At 60.8% G+C, this 20,448-nt stretch carries 18 protein-coding genes; 17 read left to right on the top strand and 1 reads right to left on the bottom strand.

Annotation, left to right across the window (positions count from 1 at the left end; genetic code table 11):
• Positions 1–74: 74 nt before the first annotated feature.
• From dnaE to ispD, 8 genes are all read left to right on the top strand, one after another.
• The gene (gene dnaE, locus CRO75_RS16415) at positions 75–3,599 is read left to right on the top strand and encodes a DNA polymerase III subunit alpha (RefSeq protein ID WP_097136835.1); all 3,525 of its coding nucleotides are present in this window, start codon (positions 75–77) and stop codon (positions 3,597–3,599) included.
• Between the two features lie 140 nt (positions 3,600–3,739).
• The gene (locus CRO75_RS16410) at positions 3,740–4,687 is read left to right on the top strand and encodes an acetyl-CoA carboxylase carboxyltransferase subunit alpha (protein ID WP_053277647.1); all 948 of its coding nucleotides are present in this window, start codon (positions 3,740–3,742) and stop codon (positions 4,685–4,687) included.
• Between the two features lie 119 nt (positions 4,688–4,806).
• Positions 4,807–6,135: a tRNA lysidine(34) synthetase TilS gene (tilS, locus tag CRO75_RS16405; RefSeq protein WP_097136833.1), complete on the top strand. Its 1,329-nt coding sequence runs from the start codon at positions 4,807–4,809 to the stop codon at positions 6,133–6,135.
• Between the two features lie 274 nt (positions 6,136–6,409).
• Entirely contained in the window at positions 6,410–8,041 is a 1,632-nt protein-coding gene (locus CRO75_RS16400) for a CTP synthase (RefSeq protein WP_007924045.1), read from the top strand.
• A gap of 5 nt (positions 8,042–8,046) precedes the next feature.
• A complete protein-coding gene (gene kdsA / locus CRO75_RS16395; RefSeq protein WP_009047224.1) occupies positions 8,047–8,892 on the top strand; it encodes a 3-deoxy-8-phosphooctulonate synthase in 846 nt (281 codons plus the stop codon).
• Between the two features lie 156 nt (positions 8,893–9,048).
• The gene (gene eno, locus CRO75_RS16390) at positions 9,049–10,338 is read left to right on the top strand and encodes a phosphopyruvate hydratase (RefSeq protein ID WP_009042397.1); all 1,290 of its coding nucleotides are present in this window, start codon (positions 9,049–9,051) and stop codon (positions 10,336–10,338) included.
• 172 nt (positions 10,339–10,510) lie between these two features.
• Complete coding sequence (gene ftsB / locus CRO75_RS16385; RefSeq protein ID WP_007924039.1) at positions 10,511–10,789, top strand: cell division protein FtsB; 279 nt, start codon at positions 10,511–10,513, stop codon at positions 10,787–10,789.
• Positions 10,786–11,493, top strand: coding sequence for a 2-C-methyl-D-erythritol 4-phosphate cytidylyltransferase (ispD, locus tag CRO75_RS16380; protein ID WP_097136831.1), 708 nt, complete (start codon positions 10,786–10,788; stop codon positions 11,491–11,493). Before ftsB ends, ispD begins: the two co-directional genes overlap by 4 nt.
• 40 nt (positions 11,494–11,533) lie before the next feature.
• Here ispD and CRO75_RS16375 read toward each other — a convergent pair whose 3' ends face one another.
• Complete coding sequence (locus tag CRO75_RS16375; protein ID WP_097136829.1) at positions 11,534–12,430, bottom strand: LysR substrate-binding domain-containing protein; 897 nt, start codon at positions 12,428–12,430, stop codon at positions 11,534–11,536.
• Between the two features lie 106 nt (positions 12,431–12,536).
• On the opposite strand from CRO75_RS16375, the gene CRO75_RS16370 reads away from it, so the two are divergent.
• The 9 genes from CRO75_RS16370 to CRO75_RS16330 all read left to right on the top strand — a co-directional run.
• The gene (locus CRO75_RS16370) at positions 12,537–13,649 is read left to right on the top strand and encodes an S-(hydroxymethyl)glutathione dehydrogenase/class III alcohol dehydrogenase (RefSeq protein ID WP_007924035.1); all 1,113 of its coding nucleotides are present in this window, start codon (positions 12,537–12,539) and stop codon (positions 13,647–13,649) included.
• Between the two features lie 83 nt (positions 13,650–13,732).
• The gene (gene fghA, locus CRO75_RS16365) at positions 13,733–14,584 is read left to right on the top strand and encodes an S-formylglutathione hydrolase (RefSeq protein ID WP_177409756.1); all 852 of its coding nucleotides are present in this window, start codon (positions 13,733–13,735) and stop codon (positions 14,582–14,584) included.
• A gap of 52 nt (positions 14,585–14,636) precedes the next feature.
• The gene (gene ispF, locus CRO75_RS16360; RefSeq protein ID WP_007924033.1) at positions 14,637–15,110 is read left to right on the top strand and encodes a 2-C-methyl-D-erythritol 2,4-cyclodiphosphate synthase; all 474 of its coding nucleotides are present in this window, start codon (positions 14,637–14,639) and stop codon (positions 15,108–15,110) included.
• Positions 15,107–16,165, top strand: coding sequence for a tRNA pseudouridine(13) synthase TruD (gene truD / locus CRO75_RS16355; RefSeq protein ID WP_062823529.1), 1,059 nt, complete (start codon positions 15,107–15,109; stop codon positions 16,163–16,165). The genes ispF and truD overlap by 4 nt, the downstream gene beginning before the upstream one ends.
• The gene (gene surE / locus CRO75_RS16350; RefSeq protein ID WP_009042402.1) at positions 16,153–16,902 is read left to right on the top strand and encodes a 5'/3'-nucleotidase SurE; all 750 of its coding nucleotides are present in this window, start codon (positions 16,153–16,155) and stop codon (positions 16,900–16,902) included. The genes truD and surE overlap by 13 nt, the downstream gene beginning before the upstream one ends.
• Before the next feature lie 41 nt (positions 16,903–16,943).
• Positions 16,944–17,579 carry a protein-L-isoaspartate(D-aspartate) O-methyltransferase gene (locus tag CRO75_RS16345; protein ID WP_172963011.1) on the top strand — a complete coding sequence of 212 codons (636 nt, stop codon included), beginning with the start codon at positions 16,944–16,946 and terminating at the stop codon, positions 17,577–17,579.
• A 209-nt stretch (positions 17,580–17,788) separates the two neighbouring features.
• The gene (locus CRO75_RS16340) at positions 17,789–18,622 is read left to right on the top strand and encodes a peptidoglycan DD-metalloendopeptidase family protein (RefSeq protein WP_007924027.1); all 834 of its coding nucleotides are present in this window, start codon (positions 17,789–17,791) and stop codon (positions 18,620–18,622) included.
• A gap of 106 nt (positions 18,623–18,728) precedes the next feature.
• Positions 18,729–19,733 carry an RNA polymerase sigma factor RpoS gene (gene rpoS, locus CRO75_RS16335; RefSeq protein WP_007924026.1) on the top strand — a complete coding sequence of 335 codons (1,005 nt, stop codon included), beginning with the start codon at positions 18,729–18,731 and terminating at the stop codon, positions 19,731–19,733.
• A gap of 127 nt (positions 19,734–19,860) precedes the next feature.
• Positions 19,861–20,448: IS110 family transposase (locus tag CRO75_RS16330; protein WP_143503940.1), on the top strand; the 588-nt coding region annotated here is incomplete at its 3' end.

The following is a 20,448-nucleotide window of genomic DNA, read 5'->3' as shown; positions in this document are numbered from 1 at the left end:
ATTACCGAGCTCGACCCCTTTAAATCGCCGGATTTCCGGGCCTTGTTGTTTTCGCGCTTTCTTACAGGATCACTATGCCGGCTTCATTCGTTCATCTACGCCTGCACACTGAATATTCCCTGGTTGACGGTCTGGTGCGGATCAAACCGCTGGTCAAGACGTTGGCCGGCATGGGCATGCCCGCCGTGGCGGTTACCGACCAGAACAACATGTGTTCCCTGGTCAAGTTCTACAAGGCGGCCATGGGCACCGGGATCAAGCCGATCTGTGGCGCCGACTTGTGGCTGTCGAACAAGGATCCCGAGAATCCACTGAGCCGCATCAGCCTGCTGGTGATGAATGCCGTGGGCTATCGCAACCTGACCGAGCTGATTTCCCGCGGCTTCATCGATGGCCAGCGTAATGGCCAGATCATCATCGAGCGCGAGTGGGTGGCCGAGGCCGCCGAAGGCCTGATCATGCTCTCGGCCGCGAAAGAGGGCGAGATCGGTATTGCCCTGCTCGCTGGCGACCTGCAAGAAGCGGAAACCCTGGCTCGCGAGTGGATGGCGGTGTTCCCGGACCGTTTCTATCTGGAAGTGCAGCGTACCAACCGTCCCAACGACGAAGAGCAATTGCACGCTGCGGTGGCCCTGGCGGACAAGATCGGCGCGCCGCTGGTGGCGACCAACGATGTGCGGTTCATCAAGCGCGAAGACTTCGAGGCCCATGAAACCCGGGTCTGCATCGGTGAGGGCCGCGCCCTCGACGACCCGCGTCGCTCGAAGAACTACAGCGACCAGCAGTACCTGAAAAGCGCCGAGGAAATGGCCGAGCTGTTCAGCGACCTGCCCGAGGCCCTGGAAAACACGGTCGAGATCGCCAAGCGCTGCAATATCGAAGTGAAGCTAGGCAAGCACTTCTTGCCTGACTATCCGATTCCCGATGGCATGACCATCGATGAGTATTTCCGCAAGGTGTCGTTCGACGGGCTGGAAGAGCGCCTCAGCGTGCTGCTGCCCAAGGACACCACCCAAGACTATGAAGCCAAGCGCCAGGTGTATGTCGACCGGCTGAATTTCGAGCTGGATATCATCATCCAGATGGGGTTCCCCGGTTACTTCCTGATCGTTATGGACTTTATCCAGTGGGCCAAGAGCAACGGTGTGCCGGTGGGGCCGGGCCGGGGGTCGGGTGCCGGCTCCCTGGTGGCCTACGTGCAGAAGATCACCGACCTTGACCCGCTGGCCTACGACCTGCTGTTCGAACGTTTCCTCAACCCGGAACGGGTCTCCATGCCCGACTTCGACGTCGACTTCTGCATGGACGGTCGTGACCGGGTCATCGACTACGTGGCCGAGAAGTATGGCCGTAACGCGGTAAGCCAGATCATCACCTTCGGTTCCATGGCCGCCAAGGCGGTGGTACGTGACGTGGCGCGGGTGCAGGGCAAGTCTTACGGCCTGGCTGACCGTTTGTCGAAGATGATTCCCTTCGAAGTTGGCATGACCCTGGAAAAAGCCTACGAGCAGGAAGAAATCCTGCGCGACTTCATCAAGGTCGATGAAGAAGCGGCGGAAATCTGGGAGATGGCGCGCAAGCTTGAGGGCGTGGTGCGTAACGTCGGCAAGCACGCCGGTGGCGTGGTTATCGCCCCGACCAAGCTGACCGACTTCTCGCCGATCTACTGCGACGAAGCCGGCGACGGCCTGGTGACCCAGTTCGACAAGGACGACGTCGAGGCCGCCGGCCTGGTGAAGTTCGACTTCCTCGGCCTGCGGACCCTGACCATCATCAAGTGGGCGATGGAGACCATCAACCGCGAGCAGGCGAAAAAGAACCTGCCCGACGTCAACATTGACTTCATCCCGCTGGACGACAAGAAGACTTACGAGCTGCTGCAGAAGGCCGAGACCACTGCGGTGTTCCAGCTCGAATCCCGAGGCATGAAAGAGCTGATCAAAAAGCTCAAGCCCGACTGTCTGGAAGACCTGATCGCACTGGTAGCGCTGTTCCGTCCTGGTCCGTTGCAATCGGGCATGGTGGACGACTTCATCAACCGTAAGCACGGTCGCGCCGAACTGGCCTATCCACATCCGGACTACCAGTACGAGGGCCTGCGGCCGGTACTGGCGCCGACCTACGGCATCATCCTGTATCAGGAACAGGTGATGCAGATTGCCCAGGTGATGGCTGGCTACACCCTTGGCGGGGCCGACATGCTGCGTCGTGCCATGGGTAAGAAGAAACCCGAGGAGATGGCCAAGCAACGCGGCGGCTTCATCGAAGGTTGCGCCAACAACGGTATCGATGCCGACCTGGCGGGCAACATCTTCGACCTGGTGGAAAAGTTCGCCGGCTACGGTTTCAACAAGTCCCACTCAGCCGCCTACGGCCTGGTGTCCTACCAGACTGCATGGCTCAAGACGCATCACCCGGCGCCTTTCATGGCCGCGGTACTGTCCGCGGATATGCACAACACCGACAAGGTGGTGGTGCTGATCGAAGAAGTGCGCAGCATGAAGCTGCGCCTCGATGCTCCGGATGTGAACAGTTCCGACTTCAAGTTCACCGTTAATAATGACGGCCGCATCGTCTATGGCCTGGGAGCGATCAAGGGCGTGGGCGAGGGGCCGGTGGAGGCGATCGTCGAGGCCCGTGCCGAAGGTGGCCCGTTCAAGGACCTGTTCGACTTCTGTAGCCGGGTCGACCTCAAGCGCATCAACAAACGTACCCTCGATGCATTGATCCGCAGCGGTGCCCTGGACCGCCTGGGACCCTACTTCCACGACGAAATCAAGGCCTACCAGGCCAACATCGACCGCAACCGCGCGGTGCTGTTGTCGGCCCTGGAGGAAGCGGTCAAGGCGGCCGAGCAGACAGCGCGAACCGCCGACAGTGGCCACGCCGACCTGTTCGGCGGGGTCTTCGTCGAAGAAGATGCGGATGTCTACGCCAATCATCGCAAGGCCAAGGAGCTGACCCTCAAGGAGCGCCTGAAAGGGGAGAAAGATACCCTCGGCCTGTACCTGACCGGGCACCCGATCGACGAATACGAAGGTGAGATCCGCCGTTTCGCCCGCCAGCGCATTGTCGACCTGAAGCCGGCGCGCGATACCCAGACCGTCGCGGGCATGATCATTGCCCTGCGAGTCATGAAGAACAAAAAGGGCGACAAGATGGGGTTCATTACCCTTGACGATCGTTCGGGGCGGATCGAGGCTTCGCTGTTCGCTGAGGCTTTCCATTCGGCCCAGTCCCTGCTGCAGACCGACGCAATGGTGGTGGTCGAGGGCGAAGTCAGCAACGACGACTTCTCCGGCGGCCTGCGCCTGCGGGTCAAGCGGGTGATGAGCATGGAAGATGCGCGCACCAATTTGGCGGAAAGCCTGCGCCTGAAGGTGCACACCGAAGCCCTCAAGGGCGATCAGCTACGCTGGCTGGGGGAGTTGTGCAAACGCCATCGCGGCGCTTGCCCGATCTCCATGGAGTACACCAAGGAGGACGCCAAGGCCTTGCTGCAGTTCGGCGAAGCCTGGCGGATCGATCCGGCGGATGCCTTGATTCAAGCCCTGCGTGACCAGTTCGGGCGAGACAACGTCTTCCTCCAATACCGTTGACGGTCTGGCGCCATAAAAGTGCGCCGATCTCGACCCGAACTTTTAATCTCGACCTGAACGCGCCTCTCCCTTAAGGTAGGGCGCGAATAGACAACCGGCCGGCCCAAGCTCTCTTGGACGTCGACCCAAGACGGACGCCTATGAACCCGAATTTTCTTGATTTCGAACAGCCGATCGCCGACCTGCAAGCCAAGATCGAAGAGTTGCGCTTGGTCGGTAATGACAATTCGCTGAATATCGGCGATGAGATCTCCCGCCTGCAAGACAAGAGCAGCACCCTGACCGAGGACATCTTCGGCAAGCTGACCAGCTGGCAGATCGCACGCCTGGCGCGTCATCCGCGTCGTCCGTATACCCTGGACTACATCGAGCACATCTTCACCGAGTTCGACGAACTGCATGGCGATCGTCACTTCTCCGACGACGCCGCGATCGTCGGCGGCGTTGCCCGCCTGGACGACCAGCCGGTCATGATCATCGGTCACCAGAAAGGCCGTGAAGTGCGCGAGAAGGTCCGCCGCAACTTCGGGATGCCGCGTCCTGAAGGCTATCGCAAGGCCTGCCGCCTGATGGAAATGGCCGAGCGCTTCAAGATGCCGATCCTGACCTTTATCGACACCCCGGGCGCCTACCCGGGCATCGACGCCGAAGAGCGTAACCAGAGCGAGGCTATTGCCTGGAACCTGCGGGTCATGGCGCGCCTGAAAACCCCGATCATCGCCACTGTGATCGGTGAAGGTGGTTCTGGCGGTGCGCTGGCCATTGGTGTCTGCGATCAGCTGAATATGCTGCAGTACTCCACTTACGCGGTAATTTCGCCGGAAGGCTGCGCCTCGATCCTGTGGAAAACCGCCGAGAAAGCCCCGGATGCCGCCGAAGCCATGGGCATCACTGCCGAGCGCCTGAAAGGCCTGGGCATTGTCGACAAGGTCATTGGCGAGCCACTGGGTGGCGCGCACCGTGACCCGGCCGCTGCTGCCGCGCTGATCCGCGCCGAGCTGACTTCCCAGCTGGCGATGCTCAAGAAGATGGATAACGACACCCTGTTGGCCCGTCGTTACGATCGCCTGATGAGCTACGGTCTCTGATAGATCGACGCTCCTTGTAGGGGCGGGCTTGCTCGCGAAATGGGCGCCTCGGCCATTCAGGTCGAGGCTTTTCAGGCACTGCGAGCACGCTCGGTCTCTACTCAGGATCCGCTCCATTCATGAGCCCATTCGATACAGCCCTCACGCAAAAACTGCTGCAACGCCTCCTGCCCTGGCTGGATCGATCGGCCTGGCGCATCGCATTCTCTGGTGGCCTCGATTCCACCGTCCTGCTGCACCTGCTGGCCCAACTCGGGCAACGACACAGGCTTCCCCCTTTGACCGCCATACACGTGCATCACGGCCTCCAGGCTGCGGCTGACGCCTGGCCGGAGCATTGCCGGGCCCAGTGCGAGGCTTTGGCTGTGCCGTTGCAGGTAGTGGCGGTGCAGGTGCAACCAGGAGCCAGTCTCGAGCGCGCGGCGCGAGAAGCGCGTTATGCCGTGTTCGAAGAGATAACCGGCAGCAATGAGTTGCTGCTGACGGCCCAGCACCGCGACGATCAGGCGGAAACCCTGCTGTTCCGTCTGCTGCGTGGAGCCGGAGTCAGGGGGCTGTCGGCCATGCCGGCATCGCGTGCGTTGGGGCAGGGGCATTTGCTGCGGCCTTTGCTCGACGTCTCCCGCGACGAACTGGAGCGCTACGCTCGGGATCACCAGTTGTACTGGATCGACGACCCCTCCAACCAGGACCGGCAGTTCTCCCGCAATTACCTGCGCCATCAGGTATTCCCGTTGCTGACCGCCCGCTGGCCACAAGCGGCCAGCAGCATGGCGCGCAGCGCGGCGCATTTGCGCGAGGCACGGGAGTTGCTGGATGAGCTGGCCTCCATTGACCTGCAAGAGGCGGTCAAGGGCGTTGAGTTCGAGTGGCTGGGGTTGCCGTCCCTGGCGCTGGCGCCTTTGCTCGGCTTGTCGCAGGCACGCCAGCGCAATGCCTTGAGTCACTGGCTGAGCCGCTTCACGCCGCTGCCGGACAGCGATCACTGGGCGGGCTGGCAGACGCTGCGCGATGCCACGGGCGACAGCCGTCCGGTGTGGCGGCTGGGGCAGGGCGAGTTGCAGCGGGCGGCAGGGCGCGTCTGGTGGTTGTCGGATAGCTGGCTGCAACCTCCGCTACCGGCGCCGAGTTGGGTCGATACCGCTGCGCCTCTGCCATTGCCGGGTAATGGTCAACTGCAACTCATCGGTGGTGCGCCGCAAGGGCCTTTGCAAGTGCGTTACCGTCAGGGGGGCGAGGTGATGCAACTGCCAGGACGCGGCCACCGCGACCTCAAGCGTCTGCTCAACGAGGCAGGTCTGCCAGCCTTCGTCCGTGGCAGATTGCCGCTGCTGTATCGAGGTGAAGAATTGCTCGCGGTGGCGAACCTGCCAGGTCTTGACGCAAATGCCCATGAAGGTTGGCAATTGCATTGGCAGCCGCCTTCGAGCGATCAAGGTTTGAGCTGAAAGTCCCTTTCCGGTAGACTACGCTCCCTTCTTGATACAACTTCTGTGGATTCGCCTGAATTGCAGGAGTTGCCGATTACCAAGCAGTCTTTGCTGGGCGATTCCAAAAAATGTGTAGCGAGCAACGTACCGGTGTTTTCTCTTCCGGTCTGTCCCAACGCGGCGGTTTTTTTGAAAGGTGCACTGTGATTAATGCAGGTGATCGGGGGCTTCGGCCTTCCTTCGCTTTCCCCGGCGGCTCGGACCGCTTTAACGCAGACTTCTAGGGTTTTTCATGACGCGCTACATATTCGTCACGGGCGGTGTTGTTTCTTCATTGGGGAAAGGCATTGCCTCGGCTTCATTGGCGGCCATCCTGGAGGCGCGGGGACTTAAGGTCACCATGCTCAAGCTGGACCCGTACATCAACGTTGACCCGGGCACCATGAGCCCGTTCCAGCACGGTGAAGTGTTCGTCACCCACGACGGCGCCGAGACCGACCTGGACCTGGGCCACTACGAGCGGTTCATCCGCACGACCATGACCCAGAACAACAACTTCACCACCGGTCGTGTCTACGAGCACGTGCTGCGCAAAGAGCGCCGTGGTGATTACCTGGGCGCCACCATCCAGGTGATTCCGCACATCACCGACGAAATCAAGCGCCGCATCATCAAGGGCGCCGGCGATGCTGACGTGGCCCTGGTAGAAATCGGCGGCACCGTGGGCGACATCGAGTCGCAACCGTTCCTCGAGGCCATCCGCCAGCTGCGTGTCGAAGTCGGTTCCAAGCGCGCGATGCTGATGCACCTGACCCTGGTTCCGTACATCGCTACCGCTGGCGAGACCAAGACCAAGCCAACCCAGCACTCGGTAAAAGAGCTGCGCTCCATCGGCCTGCAGCCTGACGTGCTGATCTGCCGCTCCGACCATCCGGTGGATGTGTCCTCGCGTCGCAAGATCGCGCTGTTCACCAACGTTGAAGAGCGCGCGGTGATCTCCCTGGAAGACGTCGACACTATCTACAAGATCCCGGCCGTGCTGCACGCGCAGGGTCTGGACGATTTCGTCGTCGAGCGTTTCGGCCTGCAATGCAACGGTGCCGATCTGTCCGAGTGGGAAAAGGTGGTCGATGCCAAGCTCAACCCCGAGCACGAAGTCACCATCGCCATGGTCGGCAAGTACATGGAGCTGCTGGACGCCTACAAGTCGCTGATCGAAGCGATGAGTCACGCCGGCATCACCAACCGTACCAAGGTCAACCTGCGTTATATCGATTCCGAAGACATCGAGAACCAGGGCACCGCGCTGCTCGAAGGCGTCGATGCGATCCTGGTTCCAGGCGGCTTCGGTCTGCGTGGCGTGGAAGGCAAGATCACCGCCGTCCAGTACGCTCGCGAAAACAAAGTGCCGTATCTGGGTATCTGCCTGGGCATGCAAGTGGCCGTGATCGAGTTCGCTCGTAACGTCATGGGCTGGAAAGACGCCAACTCCACCGAGTTCGATCGCGCCAGTGGTCACCCGGTCGTCGGCCTGATCACCGAGTGGGCAGATGCCACCGGCGCCGTCGAAACCCGTACCGAGGCCTCCGACCTGGGCGGCACCATGCGTCTCGGCGCTCAGGAATGCCTGCTCGAAGCTGGCTCCAAGGTGCACGATTGCTACGCCAAGGACGTGATCGTCGAGCGTCACCGTCATCGCTACGAAGTGAACAACAACCTGCTGCCGCAGCTGATCGACGCCGGTCTGAAGATTTCCGGTCGTTCCGGCGATGGCGCGCTGGTTGAAGTGGTCGAGGCGCAGGATCATCCATGGTTCGTCGCCTGCCAGTTCCACCCTGAGTTCACCTCGACCCCACGTGACGGCCATCCGCTGTTCAGTGGCTTCGTCAAGGCGGCTTTGGCTCAACACCAGAAGAAGGCGTAACCCCGATGGCACAGAAGATCATCCGCGTCGGCGACATCGAGATTGCCAACGACAAACCCATGGTGCTGTTCGGCGGCATGAACGTGCTGGAAAGCCGTGACATGGCCATGCAGGTCTGCGAAGAGTACGTGAAGGTCACCGAGAAGCTCGGTATCCCTTACGTGTTCAAGGCCAGTTTCGACAAGGCCAACCGGTCTTCTGTGACCTCCTATCGTGGTCCTGGCCTGGAAGAGGGCATGCGCATCTTCCAGGACATCAAGCAAGCCTTCGGCGTGCCGATCATCACCGACGTCCACGAGCCCTACCAGGCCGCGGTCGTCGCCGAGGTCTGCGACATCATTCAACTGCCGGCCTTCCTGTCGCGCCAGACCGACCTGGTGGTTGCAATGGCCAAGACCGGTGCGGTGATCAACATCAAGAAAGCCCAGTTCCTCGCGCCCCAGGAAATGAAACACATCCTGAGCAAATGCGAGGAAGCGGGTAACGATCAGTTGATCCTCTGCGAGCGTGGTTCGAGCTTCGGCTACAACAACCTGGTGGTCGACATGCTCGGCTTCGGCATCATGAAGCAGTTCGAATACCCGGTGTTCTTCGATGTGACCCACGCGCTGCAAATGCCCGGCGGTCGTGCCGATTCGGCTGGCGGTCGCCGTGCCCAGGTCACCGACCTGGCCAAGGCCGGCATGAGCCAGTCCCTGGCCGGCCTGTTCCTGGAAGCCCACCCGGACCCGGACAACGCCAAATGCGACGGTCCATGCGCCCTGCGCCTGGACAAGCTCGAACCTTTCCTGGCCCAGCTCAAGGCCCTGGACGAACTGGTTAAGAGTTTTCCGACGGTAGAGACCGCGTAAACCCGATTTCTCCGGTAAAGTACCGCACGATTAATCGCTCAGGCCCGCGGGCCTGAGCCTTATCGTCCGCAAGTCTGCCCCTGTTCCCTGCTTGCCGACGGTAAAGAGATTCCCTTCAGCTGCGTCGTTTTCGTCAACTTTGGAGTGTTTACAACAATGGCAAAAATCGTCGACATCAAAGGTCGTGAAGTTCTCGACTCCCGTGGCAACCCCACCGTCGAAGCGGACGTGCTTCTCGATAACGGCATCATCGGCAGCGCCTGCGCGCCGTCCGGTGCCTCCACCGGCTCGCGTGAAGCGCTGGAGCTGCGTGATGGCGACAAGAGCCGTTACCTGGGCAAGGGCGTACTGAAGGCCGTAGCCAACATCAATGGTCCGATCCGCGACTTGCTGCTGGGTAAAGACCCAAGCGACCAGAAAGCCCTCGACCAGGCGATGATCAAGCTGGACGGTACCGACAACAAGGCCACCCTGGGCGCCAACGCGATCCTCGCCGTTTCCCTGGCCGCGGCCAAGGCAGCAGCACAGGACCAGGACCTGCCGCTGTACGCGCACATCGCCAACCTGAACGGTACTCCAGGCGTGTACTCGATGCCGGTGCCGATGATGAACATCATCAACGGTGGCGAGCACGCCGATAACAACGTCGACATCCAGGAATTCATGGTGCAGCCGGTTGGCGCCAAGTCCTTCTCCGAAGGCCTGCGCATGGGCACCGAGATTTTCCATCACCTCAAAGCTGTGCTGAAAGCCCGTGGCCTGAGCACTGCCGTGGGTGACGAAGGTGGTTTTGCACCGAACCTGGCTTCCAACGAAGACGCCCTGAAAGTGATCTCCGAAGCGGTGGCCAACGCCGGTTACAAGCTGGGCACCGACGTGACCCTGGCTCTGGACTGCGCGGCCAGCGAGTTCTTCGAAGATGGCAAGTACAACCTGTCCGGCGAAGGCCAGGTGTTCACTGCTGAAGGTTTCGCCGACTACCTCAAGGGCCTGACCGAGCGTTACCCGATCATCTCCATCGAAGACGGTCTGGACGAGTCCGACTGGGCTGGCTGGAAGATCCTCACCGACAAGATCGGCGAGAAGACCCAGCTGGTGGGCGACGACCTGTTCGTGACCAACACCAAGATCCTGAAAGAAGGCATCGACAAGAAGATCGCCAACTCGATCCTGATCAAGTTCAACCAGATCGGCACCCTGACCGAAACCCTGGAAGCCATCCAGATGGCCAAGGCTGCCGGTTACACCGCAGTGATTTCGCACCGTTCCGGCGAAACCGAAGATTCGACCATTGCTGACTTGGCCGTGGGCACCTCGGCTGGCCAGATCAAGACCGGTTCGCTGTGCCGTTCCGACCGCGTGTCCAAGTACAACCAATTGCTGCGTATCGAAGAGCAATTGAATGGCAAAGCCAAGTACAACGGCCGCAGCGAGTTTCGCGGTTAAGCGGTAGATGGTACAAAGACACCGGATTGGGTCAGAAAAATCGCATCAACGAGATTTTTGCCACTAATCTGATGCCTTAAGAGCACAAGCCTGGTTCTTCCAGGCTTCGTGCTGTCAGTAGGTTCGAAGTTGTTGGCATGGCTGTCTTTTTTCACTGGATACCCGATATTCGATGCGCAGTCCCAATTGGTTGTTCCTCGTCTTGCTCTTGCTGCTGGCTGGCCTGCAGTACCGCCTTTGGGTGGGGAATGGCAGCTTGGCGCAGGTAACCGACCTGACTCAGCAAATTGCCGACCAGCGCGCTGAAAACGAGCGCCTGCTGGAGCGCAATCGCGTACTCGACGCGGAAGTCATGGAATTGAAGAAAGGCATGGAGACCGTGGAAGAGCGGGCTCGTCATGAACTGGGCATGGTCAAGGAGGGCGAAACCCTCTACCAGTTGGCCCAATGATCCAGTCGCTGCCGGCCTTCTGGGCCGTGATTCCTGCCGCGGGCGTCGGTGCCCGCATGGCCGCGGACCGTCCCAAGCAATACTTGCAACTGGGCGGGCGCACTATTCTCGAACACAGCCTCGGCTGTTTCCTCGACCATCCTTGCCTGAAGGGGCTGGTGGTCAGCCTGGCGCTGGACGATCCTTACTGGCCGACCCTGGCCTGTGCCCACGACCCAAGGATCCAGCGGGTCGAAGGCGGCGCGGAGCGTTCCGGATCGGTCCTCAATGCCTTGCTCTATCTGCATGCCCAGGGCGCTGCGGATGAAGACTGGGTGCTGGTTCACGATGCCGCACGGCCGAACCTGTCCCGTGATGACCTGGACAAGTTGCTGAGCGAACTGACGGATGACCCGGTGGGCGGCCTGCTCGCGGTGCCGGCCCGTGACACCCTGAAGCGGATCGACAAGCACGGACGGGTGCTGGAAACCGTGGACCGCAGCCTGATCTGGCAAGCCTATACGCCGCAGATGTTCCGTCTTGGCGCCTTGCATCGCGCCTTGGCCGACAGCCTGGTGGCGGATGTGGCGATTACCGATGAAGCGTCGGCGATGGAATGGGCCGGCCAGGCGCCACGCCTGATCGAAGGGCGTTCGGACAACCTCAAGGTGACCCGTCCGGAAGACCTGGAGTGGCTGCGCCAGCGTTGGGCCAATCGCCGCTGAGCGCAATCTGTTTCCTGTAGCTAGCCGCAGCGGCTACGGATCAATCCTTGTACTCCGGCCGTTTGGCCAACCCCTCCTTGAGATAGTCCACCAGCTTGCGCACCTTGGGCGACAGATGCCGTTGTTGCGGATACAGCGCCCATACCGCGGTATTCGGCGGCTGATGCGCCTCGAGCAGGGAAATCAGGGTGCCCTGATGCAAATGTTCCAGCACGTAATAATCCGGCAGCTGGCAGAGGCCAACCCCCTGTAGCGCTGCATCCAGCACGGCCTGCCCGCTGTTGCAGCGCCAGTTGCCTTGCACCCGCTGGGAGAACTCGCGGCCGTCCTGCTCCAGTTGCCAGATGTCCGAGCTGCCGATCAGGCAGTTGTGCCGACTCAACTCCGACAGGCTGTGGGGGCGGCCGTAGCGTTCCAGGTAGGACGGCGAGGCGCAGAGGTACATGCGGCGTGGCGCCAGGCGGGTCGCCACCAGTCGTGAGTCCTGCAGGCGACCGAGGCGGATGGCCAGGTCCAGGCCTTCGTGCACCAGATCCAGGGGCCGGTTGCTCAGTTCGATATCCACCCGCAGTTGCGGATAAAGGCCCATGAAACTGGTGACCAGCGGTATGATAAACCGCTCGCCGTAAGCCACTGCGCAGGTCATGCGCAGCATGCCCTTGGGCTCGCTGGTCAGGTCGCCGACGGCGCGCAACGCCTCTTCGCGCCCGTCCTGCAGACGCTGGCAATGCTGCAAGAAAGTTTGCCCGGCCTCGGTCAGGGTCACTCGGCGGGTACTGCGATACAGCAGGCGGGTCTGCAGCCGTTCTTCCAGGCGGACGATCTGCCGGCTGATATGGGAAGACGACACCCCGAGGCGCTCCGCGGCGGCAGTGAACTGGCTGCACTCGGCCACGGCGACGAATTCGTCGATGCCTTCCCAGCGGTTCTCGTTCATGATGATTATCCCTGTACAGCAATAATGTTTTGCTTTTGTCCGGATTATTCATCGTCAGGCGCTGTTTTACACTCCCTGTCTCGTTTTTATTCGCTGGAGACCCAGGATGATCAAGTCGCGCGCTGCCGTTGCCTTCGAGGCCAAGAAACCCCTTGAGATCGTTGAGGTCGATGTCGCCATGCCCAAGGCTGGCGAGGTGTTGTTGCGGGTCGTCGCTTCCGGCGTGTGCCACACCGACGCCTACACCCTGTCCGGGGCCGATCCGGAAGGTATCTTCCCGTCGATCCTCGGTCACGAAGGCGGCGCCGTGGTCGAGGCCATCGGCGAGGGCGTGACCTCGGTGGCCGTGGGCGATCACGTGATCCCGCTGTACACCCCGGAATGCGGCAAGTGCAAATTCTGCCTGTCGGGCAAGACCAACCTGTGCCAGGCGATCCGCGCCACCCAGGGCAAGGGCCTGATGCCGGACGGCACCACCCGTTTCTCCTATAAAGGCCAGCCGATTTTCCACTATATGGGCACCTCGACCTTTTCCGAGTACACCGTGTTGCCGGAAATCTCGGTGGCCAAGATCCCTAAAGAAGCGCCTCTGGAAAAGGTCTGCCTGCTGGGTTGCGGCGTCACCACCGGGATCGGCGCGGTGATCAATACCGCCAAGGTCAAGGCTGGCGACACCGTGGCGATCTTCGGCCTGGGCGGCATCGGCCTGTCGGCGGTGATCGGCGCCGTGAAAGCCAAGGCTGGCCGGATCATCGCCATCGACATCAACCCGGCCAAGTTCGAGATCGCCAAGCAGCTGGGCGCCACCGATTGCGTGAACCCGAAAGACTTCGACCGGCCGATCCAGGAGGTCATCGTCGATATGACCGACGGCGGCGTGGACTTCTCCTTCGAGTGCATCGGCAACGTGCAGCTGATGCGTGCCGCATTGGAATGCTGCCACAAGGGCTGGGGCGAGTCGGTGATCATCGGCGTGGCCGGTGCCGGCCAGGAAATCTCTACCCGTCCGTTCCAGCTGGTCACCGGACGCGTCTGGCGCGGTTCGGCGTTCGGTGGCGTGCGTGGCCGCTCCGAGTTGCCAAGCTATGTGGAAATGGCCCAGAGCGGCGAAATCCCGTTGGATACCTTCATCACCCACACCATGGGGCTGGAGGACATCAACAAGGCCTTCGACCTGATGCATGAAGGCAAGAGCATCCGTACCGTCATTCATTTCTAAGGAGCAGTGGCAAGCTGCAAGCCGGAAGCTGCAAGAGCGATCACCGCCAACTTGCAGCTTGAAGCTTGAAGCCTGCGGCTGAAATGCCCATGAGTCTGGAAAACCTGTCCTGCCAGAAAAGCTTCGGCGGCTGGCACAAACGCTACAAGCATCATTCCGAGGTGCTGGGCTGCGACATGGTGTTCGCCGTGTACCTGCCGCCGCAGGCGGAGCAGGGCGGCAAGCTGCCGGTGCTGTACTGGTTGTCCGGCCTGACCTGCACCGACGAGAACTTTATGCAAAAGGCCGGTGCCCAGCGTCTGGCCGCCGAGCTGGGGTTGATCATTGTCGCGCCGGATACCAGCCCGCGTGGCCCTGGCGTGCCGGGCGACCCGGATGGCGCCTGGGACTTCGGCCTGGGGGCCGGGTTCTATCTGAATGCCACCCAGCAGCCCTGGGCCGAGCATTACCGCATGCATGACTATGTAGTGCAGGAGCTGCCGGCATTGGTCGAGGCGCATTTCCCGGCCTCGGACAAGCGCGGCATCAGCGGGCACTCCATGGGCGGCCACGGTGCTCTGGTCTGCGCGTTGCGCAATCCGGGGCGCTACCAGTCGGTGTCGGCCTTCGCGCCGATCAGCAACCCGATGGATTGCCCATGGGGGCAGAAAGCCTTTTCCCGTTACCTGGGCGAAGAGCGCTCCCGTTGGCGCGAATGGGATGCCAGTGTGCTGATCCAGGAAGCCAGCGAAAAGCTGCCGTTGCTGGTGGACCAGGGCGATCGTGACGATTTCCTGGCCAATCAGCTCAAGCCCGAAGTGCTGCAACAAGCGGCGAAAGCCGCCGGTCATCCGCTGACGTTGCGCCTGCAACCCGGCTACGACCACAGCTATTTCTTCATCGCCAGCTTCATCGGCGACCACCTGCATCATCATGCGCGCGCTCTGAGCGGCTAATGTCCGCCAAAGCAGGTAGAATCACGCCCTGACTCAATCAGGGCGTTTTTTTATGCGTATTGGCCACGGCTACGATGTGCACCGTTTCGCTGAAGGCGATTTCATCACTCTGGGCGGCGTGCGTATTGCACACAGCTTCGGGCTGCTCGCCCACTCCGACGGCGACGTGCTGTTGCATGCTCTGAGCGATGCCCTGCTGGGTGCTGCCGCACTGGGCGACATCGGCAAACATTTCCCGGACACCGATCCGCAGTTCAAGGGCGCCGACAGCCGTGCGCTGTTGCGTCATGTCGTCGCACTGATCCATGCCAAGGGCTGGAAGGTCGGCAACGTCGATAACACCATCGTGGCCCAGGCGCCGAAGATGGCTCCCCACATTGAAACGATGCGCGCGCTGATTGCCGCGGATCTGCAAGTCGAGTTGGATCAAGTGAACGTCAAGGCCACCACCACCGAAAAGCTCGGCTTCGTCGGGCGCGAAGAAGGCATCGCCGTGCATTCCGTTGCCTTGTTGCTGCGCGCATGAACGAACTGCAACTGTTGGGCCCGCGGGCCTATGGCGAAGCCCTGGGTAGCGCGGTACTGAAGGCCACCGCCGAAGACTTTCAGGTCGACGAAGTCCTGGACATTCCCCTCACCGGCGAAGGCGAACACCTGTGGTTGTGGGTGGAAAAGCGCGGCTTGAACACCGAAGAGGCGGCACGGCGGATTGCCAAGGCCGCGGGTGTGCCGTTGCGCACCGTCAGCTATGCCGGCTTGAAGGATCGCCAGGCGCTGACCCGGCAGTGGTTCAGTGTGCAGTTGCCCGGCAAGGCGGATCCAGACCTGTCGGCGGCTGAAAACGACACGCTGAAGATCCTCAAGCTGACCCGCCACAAGCGCAAGCTGCAACGCGGCGCCCATGCGGCCAACGGCTTTACCCTGCGCCTGACCGAATTGAAGGCAGACAAGGCGGGGATTGAAGAGCGCCTGCAATCGATCGCCAAACACGGCATCCCCAATTATTTCGGCGCCCAGCGTTTTGGCCATAACGGCGGTAATCTGGTCGATGCCCGCGATTGGGCCGCCCGCAAGGCCTTGCCGGAGCAGCGCAATGTACGTTCGCGGCTGCTTTCCACCGCGCGCAGCTATCTGTTCAACCGGGTGCTGGCGGCGCGCGTGGCCGATGGCAGTTGGCAACGGGCACAGGTCGGCGACCTGCTGGCCTTCACCGACAGCCGCAGTTTTTTCCCGGCCGGCGAAGCCGAATGCAGCGATCCGCGCCTGGCCATCCTCGACTTGCACCCGACCGGCCCGCAGTGGGGAGAAGGCGAATCGCCTACCGCCGGGGCGACCCAACTGCTGGAGCAGCAGGTGGCCGCCGACGAAGCGGATCTGCGCGATTGGTTGATTAAAGCCGGAATGAGCCACGAACGTCGCATCCTGCGGCTGCCCATTGGCGGGTTGACGTGGCATTATCCCGAGCCTGACATTCTGCAACTGGAATTCGTCCTGCCGGCCGGATGCTTCGCCACCGTATTGGTGCGTGAACTCGTCGATCTGGTGCCGGTGGGGCAGACGGACAGCCCATGCGTATTCTGATTTCTAACGACGATGGTGTAACAGCACCCGGTCTCGCCGCGCTTCATGCTGCGCTGGCGGATTACGCCGAGTGCGTGGTGATCGCCCCGGACCAGGACAAAAGCGGCGCCAGCAGCTCGCTGACGCTGGACCGGCCGTTGCACCCGCACACCTTGAGTAACGGTTTCATCAGTATCAATGGCACCCCCACCGATTGCGTGCACCTGGGCCTCAACGGGCTGCTGGAACGCGATCCGGACATGGTCGTGTCCGGAATCAACCTCGGGGCGAACCTGGGTGACGACGTGCTGTATTCCGGCACCGTCGCCGCAGCCCTGGAAGGGCGTTTCCTGAACCTGCCGGCGTTTGCCTTTTCGTTCGTCTCGCGTCAGGTGGATAACCTGCCGACGGCTGCCTATTTCGCCCGCAAACTGGTCGAGGCCCACGGGCAGCTGGATCTGCCACCACGTACCGTGCTGAACGTGAACATTCCCAATCTGCCCATCGATCACATTCGTGGCATTCAGTTGACTCGCCTGGGCCATCGCGCCCGTGCGGCGGCGCCGATGAAGACGGTCGACCCGCGCGGCAAGGCCGGTTATTGGATCGCCGCGGCGGGGGACGCCGAGGACGGCGGACCGGGTACGGACTTCCACGCCATCATGCAGGGCTATGTGTCGATCACGCCGTTGCAGCTCGATCGCACCTTCAATGATGCTTTCAGAAGTCTTGATGGCTGGCTGGAGGGGCTGCGCTGATGGCTCGCGAGCAGGACGATTTGTTGCGTCGCGGTATCGGGATGACTTCCCAGCGTACCCGCGAACGCCTGATCCAGCGTCTTTACGATGAAGGCCTGTCCAACGCCCAGGTACTGGAAGTCATTCGGCGTACGCCGCGGCATCTGTTCGTCGACGAGGCCCTGGCGCATCGCGCCTATGAAGACACGGCCCTGCCGATCGGGCACAACCAGACGATCTCGCAGCCTTATATGGTGGCGCGCATGAGCGAGTTGTTGCTGGCGGCTGGCCCGTTGGACAAGGTGCTGGAGATCGGCACCGGGTCGGGTTACCAGACGGCGGTATTGTCGCAATTGGTGGAGCGGGTGTTCTCGGTCGAGCGCATCAAGGTGTTGCAGGATCGGGCCAAGGAGCGTCTGGTCGAGCTGAACCTGCGCAACGTGGTATTCCGCTGGGGCGACGGCTGGGAAGGCTGGCCGGCGTTGGCGCCGTACAACGGGATTATCGTGACGGCGGTCGCCACCGACATCCCCCAGGCCCTGCTGGACCAATTGGCGCCCGGTGGCCGGATGGTGATTCCAGTCGGTGCCGGCGAAGTGCAGCAACTGATGCTGGTCATTCGTGAGGAGCAGGGGTTTTCACGGCAGGTTCTCGGCTCGGTTCGCTTCGTTCCCTTGCTCAACGGGCCATTGGCCTGAGCATTTGTTTGGAACGGGTGAATTCTGTTTGATCGGCTTGGTCTTACAGCTTGATCAATCGGTTAAGTAACCTTGAACCCGGATCGATATGCTGATGCCTGCCGATTTCGCTTTGCCGGGAATAAAGCGTGGGCGGCCGGTTATACTTGCGACATTTCATGCCTGAGCCAGGCACTATTTATCTTCAACCACCACAAAGGGAGCGGCGGGTGAGTCTCACAGTCATTGCGCAGCGTATGGGTACAACAAGCTTTCAGCGACTGGTGATTGGCCTTGTCTTGAGTTCTCTGTTGGTCGGCTGTTCGAGCAATAAGTCGAGCAGCGCCCGGGTCGTCGATCGCACCAGCGCGGTACCGCAGCGTCCGACGGTGACCACGGGGCAATACACGGTTCGTCGCGGCGATACCCTGTTCTCCATCGCCTTCCGTTATGGCTGGGACTACAAGGCCCTGGCCGCGCGCAACAATATTGCCGAGCCGTACACCATTCACCCGGGGCAGACCATCCGCTTCGACGGCCGCTCGGGTTCGGCCCCGACAGCCGTGGTTACAAAGTCGGCTTCCAGTGCATCTTCTTCAAGTAAAACCACGGTAATTCGTCGTCCGGCAGGGGCCGCGCCAACGATTGCGAGCCAGCCCGCGCCGGCTCCATTACCGCCTGCAGGCCCCGCGCCAAAGGGCTGGGGCTGGCCTGCGAACGGTATTCTGATTGGAAAATTCTCTTCAAACGGTAGTTTGAATAAAGGCATTGATATCGCCGGGGATTTGGGACAGCCTGTTTTAGCTGCGTCTGATGGGACGGTGGTTTACGCCGGGAGTGGCTTAAGGGGCTACGGCGAACTCGTCATCATCAAACACAGCGATACCTACGTCAGTGCTTACGGCCACAGCCGTAGGCTGTTGGTTCGGGAGGGGCAGCAGGTCAAAGTCGGACAGACAATTGCCGAAATGGGATCAACTGGTACAGACCGGGTGAAACTGCACTTTGAGATTCGCCGACAAGGTAAACCTGTAGATCCGCTGCAATTCCTGCCACGTCGTTGATCCGTTACCAAGCCTGTTCCGTCACGTAGAGGGAACAGGTTCCAGCGTTGCCAAGGATAAAGGCGTCGCTTGAGCCTGAGGTCGAACTCACCAAAGGACTATAACAATGGCTCTCAGTAAAGAAGTGCCGGAGTTTGACATCGACGATGAAGTTCTCCTTATGGAGACGGATATCGCCACTGATTCGATGTCGAATGAGGGATCTGCTGTACCTTCAGTTCGTGCCAAATCCAAACACTCCGCTTCATTGAAACAACACAAGTACATTGATTACACGCGAGCGCTCGACGCGACGCAGCTGTATCTCAATGAAATCGGCTTTTCCCCATTGCTCTCTCCGGAAGAAGAAGTTCATTTTGCGCGTTTGTCGCAAAGTGGCGATCCGGCCGGGCGCAAGCGCATGATTGAAAGCAACCTGCGTCTGGTGGTGAAAATCGCCCGGCGTTATGTCAATCGTGGGCTTTCGCTGCTGGACCTGATCGAAGAGGGCAACCTCGGTCTGATCCGGGCGGTGGAGAAGTTCGATCCGGAGCGCGGTTTCCGCTTCTCGACCTATGCCACCTGGTGGATCCGTCAAACCATCGAACGGGCAATCATGAACCAGACCCGGACTATCCGGCTGCCGATTCATGTGGTCAAAGAGCTCAACGTCTACCTGCGGGCAGCACGGGAGCTGACACAGAAACTCGACCATGAACCCTCCCCTGAAGAAATCGCCAACCTGCTGGAGAAACCGGTAGGTGAGGTCAAGCGCATGCTGGGCTTGAACGAGCGGGTTTCTTCAGTCGACGTCTCGCTGGGTCCGGATTCGGATAAAACCCTGCTGGACACCCTCACCGACGATCGTCCTACCGATCCGTGCGAGCTGCTGCAGGATGACGACCTGTCGCAAAGCATCGATCAGTGGCTTTCCGAATTGACCGACAAGCAGCGTGAAGTGGTGGTTCGCCGCTTCGGCTTGCGCGGTCACGAGAGCAGCACCCTGGAAGATGTGGGCCTGGAGATCGGGCTTACCCGAGAGCGGGTACGCCAGATCCAGGTCGAAGGTCTCAAGCGTCTGCGTGAGATCCTCGAGAAGAACGGCCTCTCCAGCGAGTCGCTGTTCCAGTAACGGCACGAGCAATCCTGCCGTGAAAAGCCCCGACACGTTCGGGGCTTAATGAGATGGTCAGCCTGACCGAGAAGCCCTGCAGGTTTACGCTTGCAGGGCTTTTCTCGTTTTCGGCGGAGGATCTCTCATGAGCACGATGACGCTTCTCGGTATCGATATTGGCAAACACAGTTTCCACCTGCATGACCAGGATGCTCAAGGTCATCAGGTATTGCGCAAGAAAACCAACCGTGGCCAGTTGCTCAGCACATTGGCCCAGTTACCCGCCTGCACGGTGGTGATGGAGTCATGCGGTGGTGCCCACTGGCTGGCTCGACAGATCGGTGTTCAGGGCCACGACGTGAAGCTGATCGCCCCGCAGTACGTCAAGCCGTTCGTCAAAGGCAACAAAAACGACTTCATTGATGCCGAAGCGATTTGCGAGGCGGCGAGCCGCCCCGCGATGCGCTTCTGCTCGATCAAAACCGCAGAGCAGCAAACGCTTTCAGCTCTGCATCGTGTCCGCGAATCCTTGATTGGCCATCGCACCGCGGTGATCAATCAGATTCATGGCTTTCTGCTGGAGTTCGGGATCAGCCTGCCTACTGGTGCCGCTGCGCTGCACCGTGTGCCGACGTTGCTCGACGACCCGCAACACCCGGTTCCATTGAGCTTCAAGCATTTGCTGATGCGTCTCTATCGCCAGATTCAACAACTGGATCAGGAGATCAAGGAC

This window comes from Pseudomonas sp. LAMO17WK12:I10 (assembly GCF_900215185.1).
Lineage (GTDB): Bacteria > Pseudomonadota > Gammaproteobacteria > Pseudomonadales > Pseudomonadaceae > Aquipseudomonas > Aquipseudomonas chlororaphis.
This window is presented reverse-complemented; position numbering and strand designations above follow the sequence as displayed.

What these genes read in the sequence shown, in the direction of transcription:
- dnaE (WP_097136835.1), top strand. Translation starts at nt 75, where the DNA reads ATGCCGGCTTCATTCGTTCATCTACGCCTGCACACTGAATATTCCCTG.
- CRO75_RS16410 (WP_053277647.1), top strand. Translation starts at nt 3,740, where the DNA reads ATGAACCCGAATTTTCTTGATTTCGAACAGCCGATCGCCGACCTGCAA.
- tilS (WP_097136833.1), top strand. Translation starts at nt 4,807, where the DNA reads ATGAGCCCATTCGATACAGCCCTCACGCAAAAACTGCTGCAACGCCTC.
- CRO75_RS16400 (WP_007924045.1), top strand. Translation starts at nt 6,410, where the DNA reads ATGACGCGCTACATATTCGTCACGGGCGGTGTTGTTTCTTCATTGGGG.
- kdsA (WP_009047224.1), top strand. Translation starts at nt 8,047, where the DNA reads ATGGCACAGAAGATCATCCGCGTCGGCGACATCGAGATTGCCAACGAC.
- eno (WP_009042397.1), top strand. Translation starts at nt 9,049, where the DNA reads ATGGCAAAAATCGTCGACATCAAAGGTCGTGAAGTTCTCGACTCCCGT.
- ftsB (WP_007924039.1), top strand. Translation starts at nt 10,511, where the DNA reads ATGCGCAGTCCCAATTGGTTGTTCCTCGTCTTGCTCTTGCTGCTGGCT.
- ispD (WP_097136831.1), top strand. Translation starts at nt 10,786, where the DNA reads ATGATCCAGTCGCTGCCGGCCTTCTGGGCCGTGATTCCTGCCGCGGGC.
- CRO75_RS16375 (WP_097136829.1), bottom strand. Translation starts at nt 12,430, where the DNA reads ATGAACGAGAACCGCTGGGAAGGCATCGACGAATTCGTCGCCGTGGCC.
- CRO75_RS16370 (WP_007924035.1), top strand. Translation starts at nt 12,537, where the DNA reads ATGATCAAGTCGCGCGCTGCCGTTGCCTTCGAGGCCAAGAAACCCCTT.
- fghA (WP_177409756.1), top strand. Translation starts at nt 13,733, where the DNA reads ATGCCCATGAGTCTGGAAAACCTGTCCTGCCAGAAAAGCTTCGGCGGC.
- ispF (WP_007924033.1), top strand. Translation starts at nt 14,637, where the DNA reads ATGCGTATTGGCCACGGCTACGATGTGCACCGTTTCGCTGAAGGCGAT.
- truD (WP_062823529.1), top strand. Translation starts at nt 15,107, where the DNA reads ATGAACGAACTGCAACTGTTGGGCCCGCGGGCCTATGGCGAAGCCCTG.
- surE (WP_009042402.1), top strand. Translation starts at nt 16,153, where the DNA reads ATGCGTATTCTGATTTCTAACGACGATGGTGTAACAGCACCCGGTCTC.
- CRO75_RS16345 (WP_172963011.1), top strand. Translation starts at nt 16,944, where the DNA reads ATGACTTCCCAGCGTACCCGCGAACGCCTGATCCAGCGTCTTTACGAT.
- rpoS (WP_007924026.1), top strand. Translation starts at nt 18,729, where the DNA reads ATGGCTCTCAGTAAAGAAGTGCCGGAGTTTGACATCGACGATGAAGTT.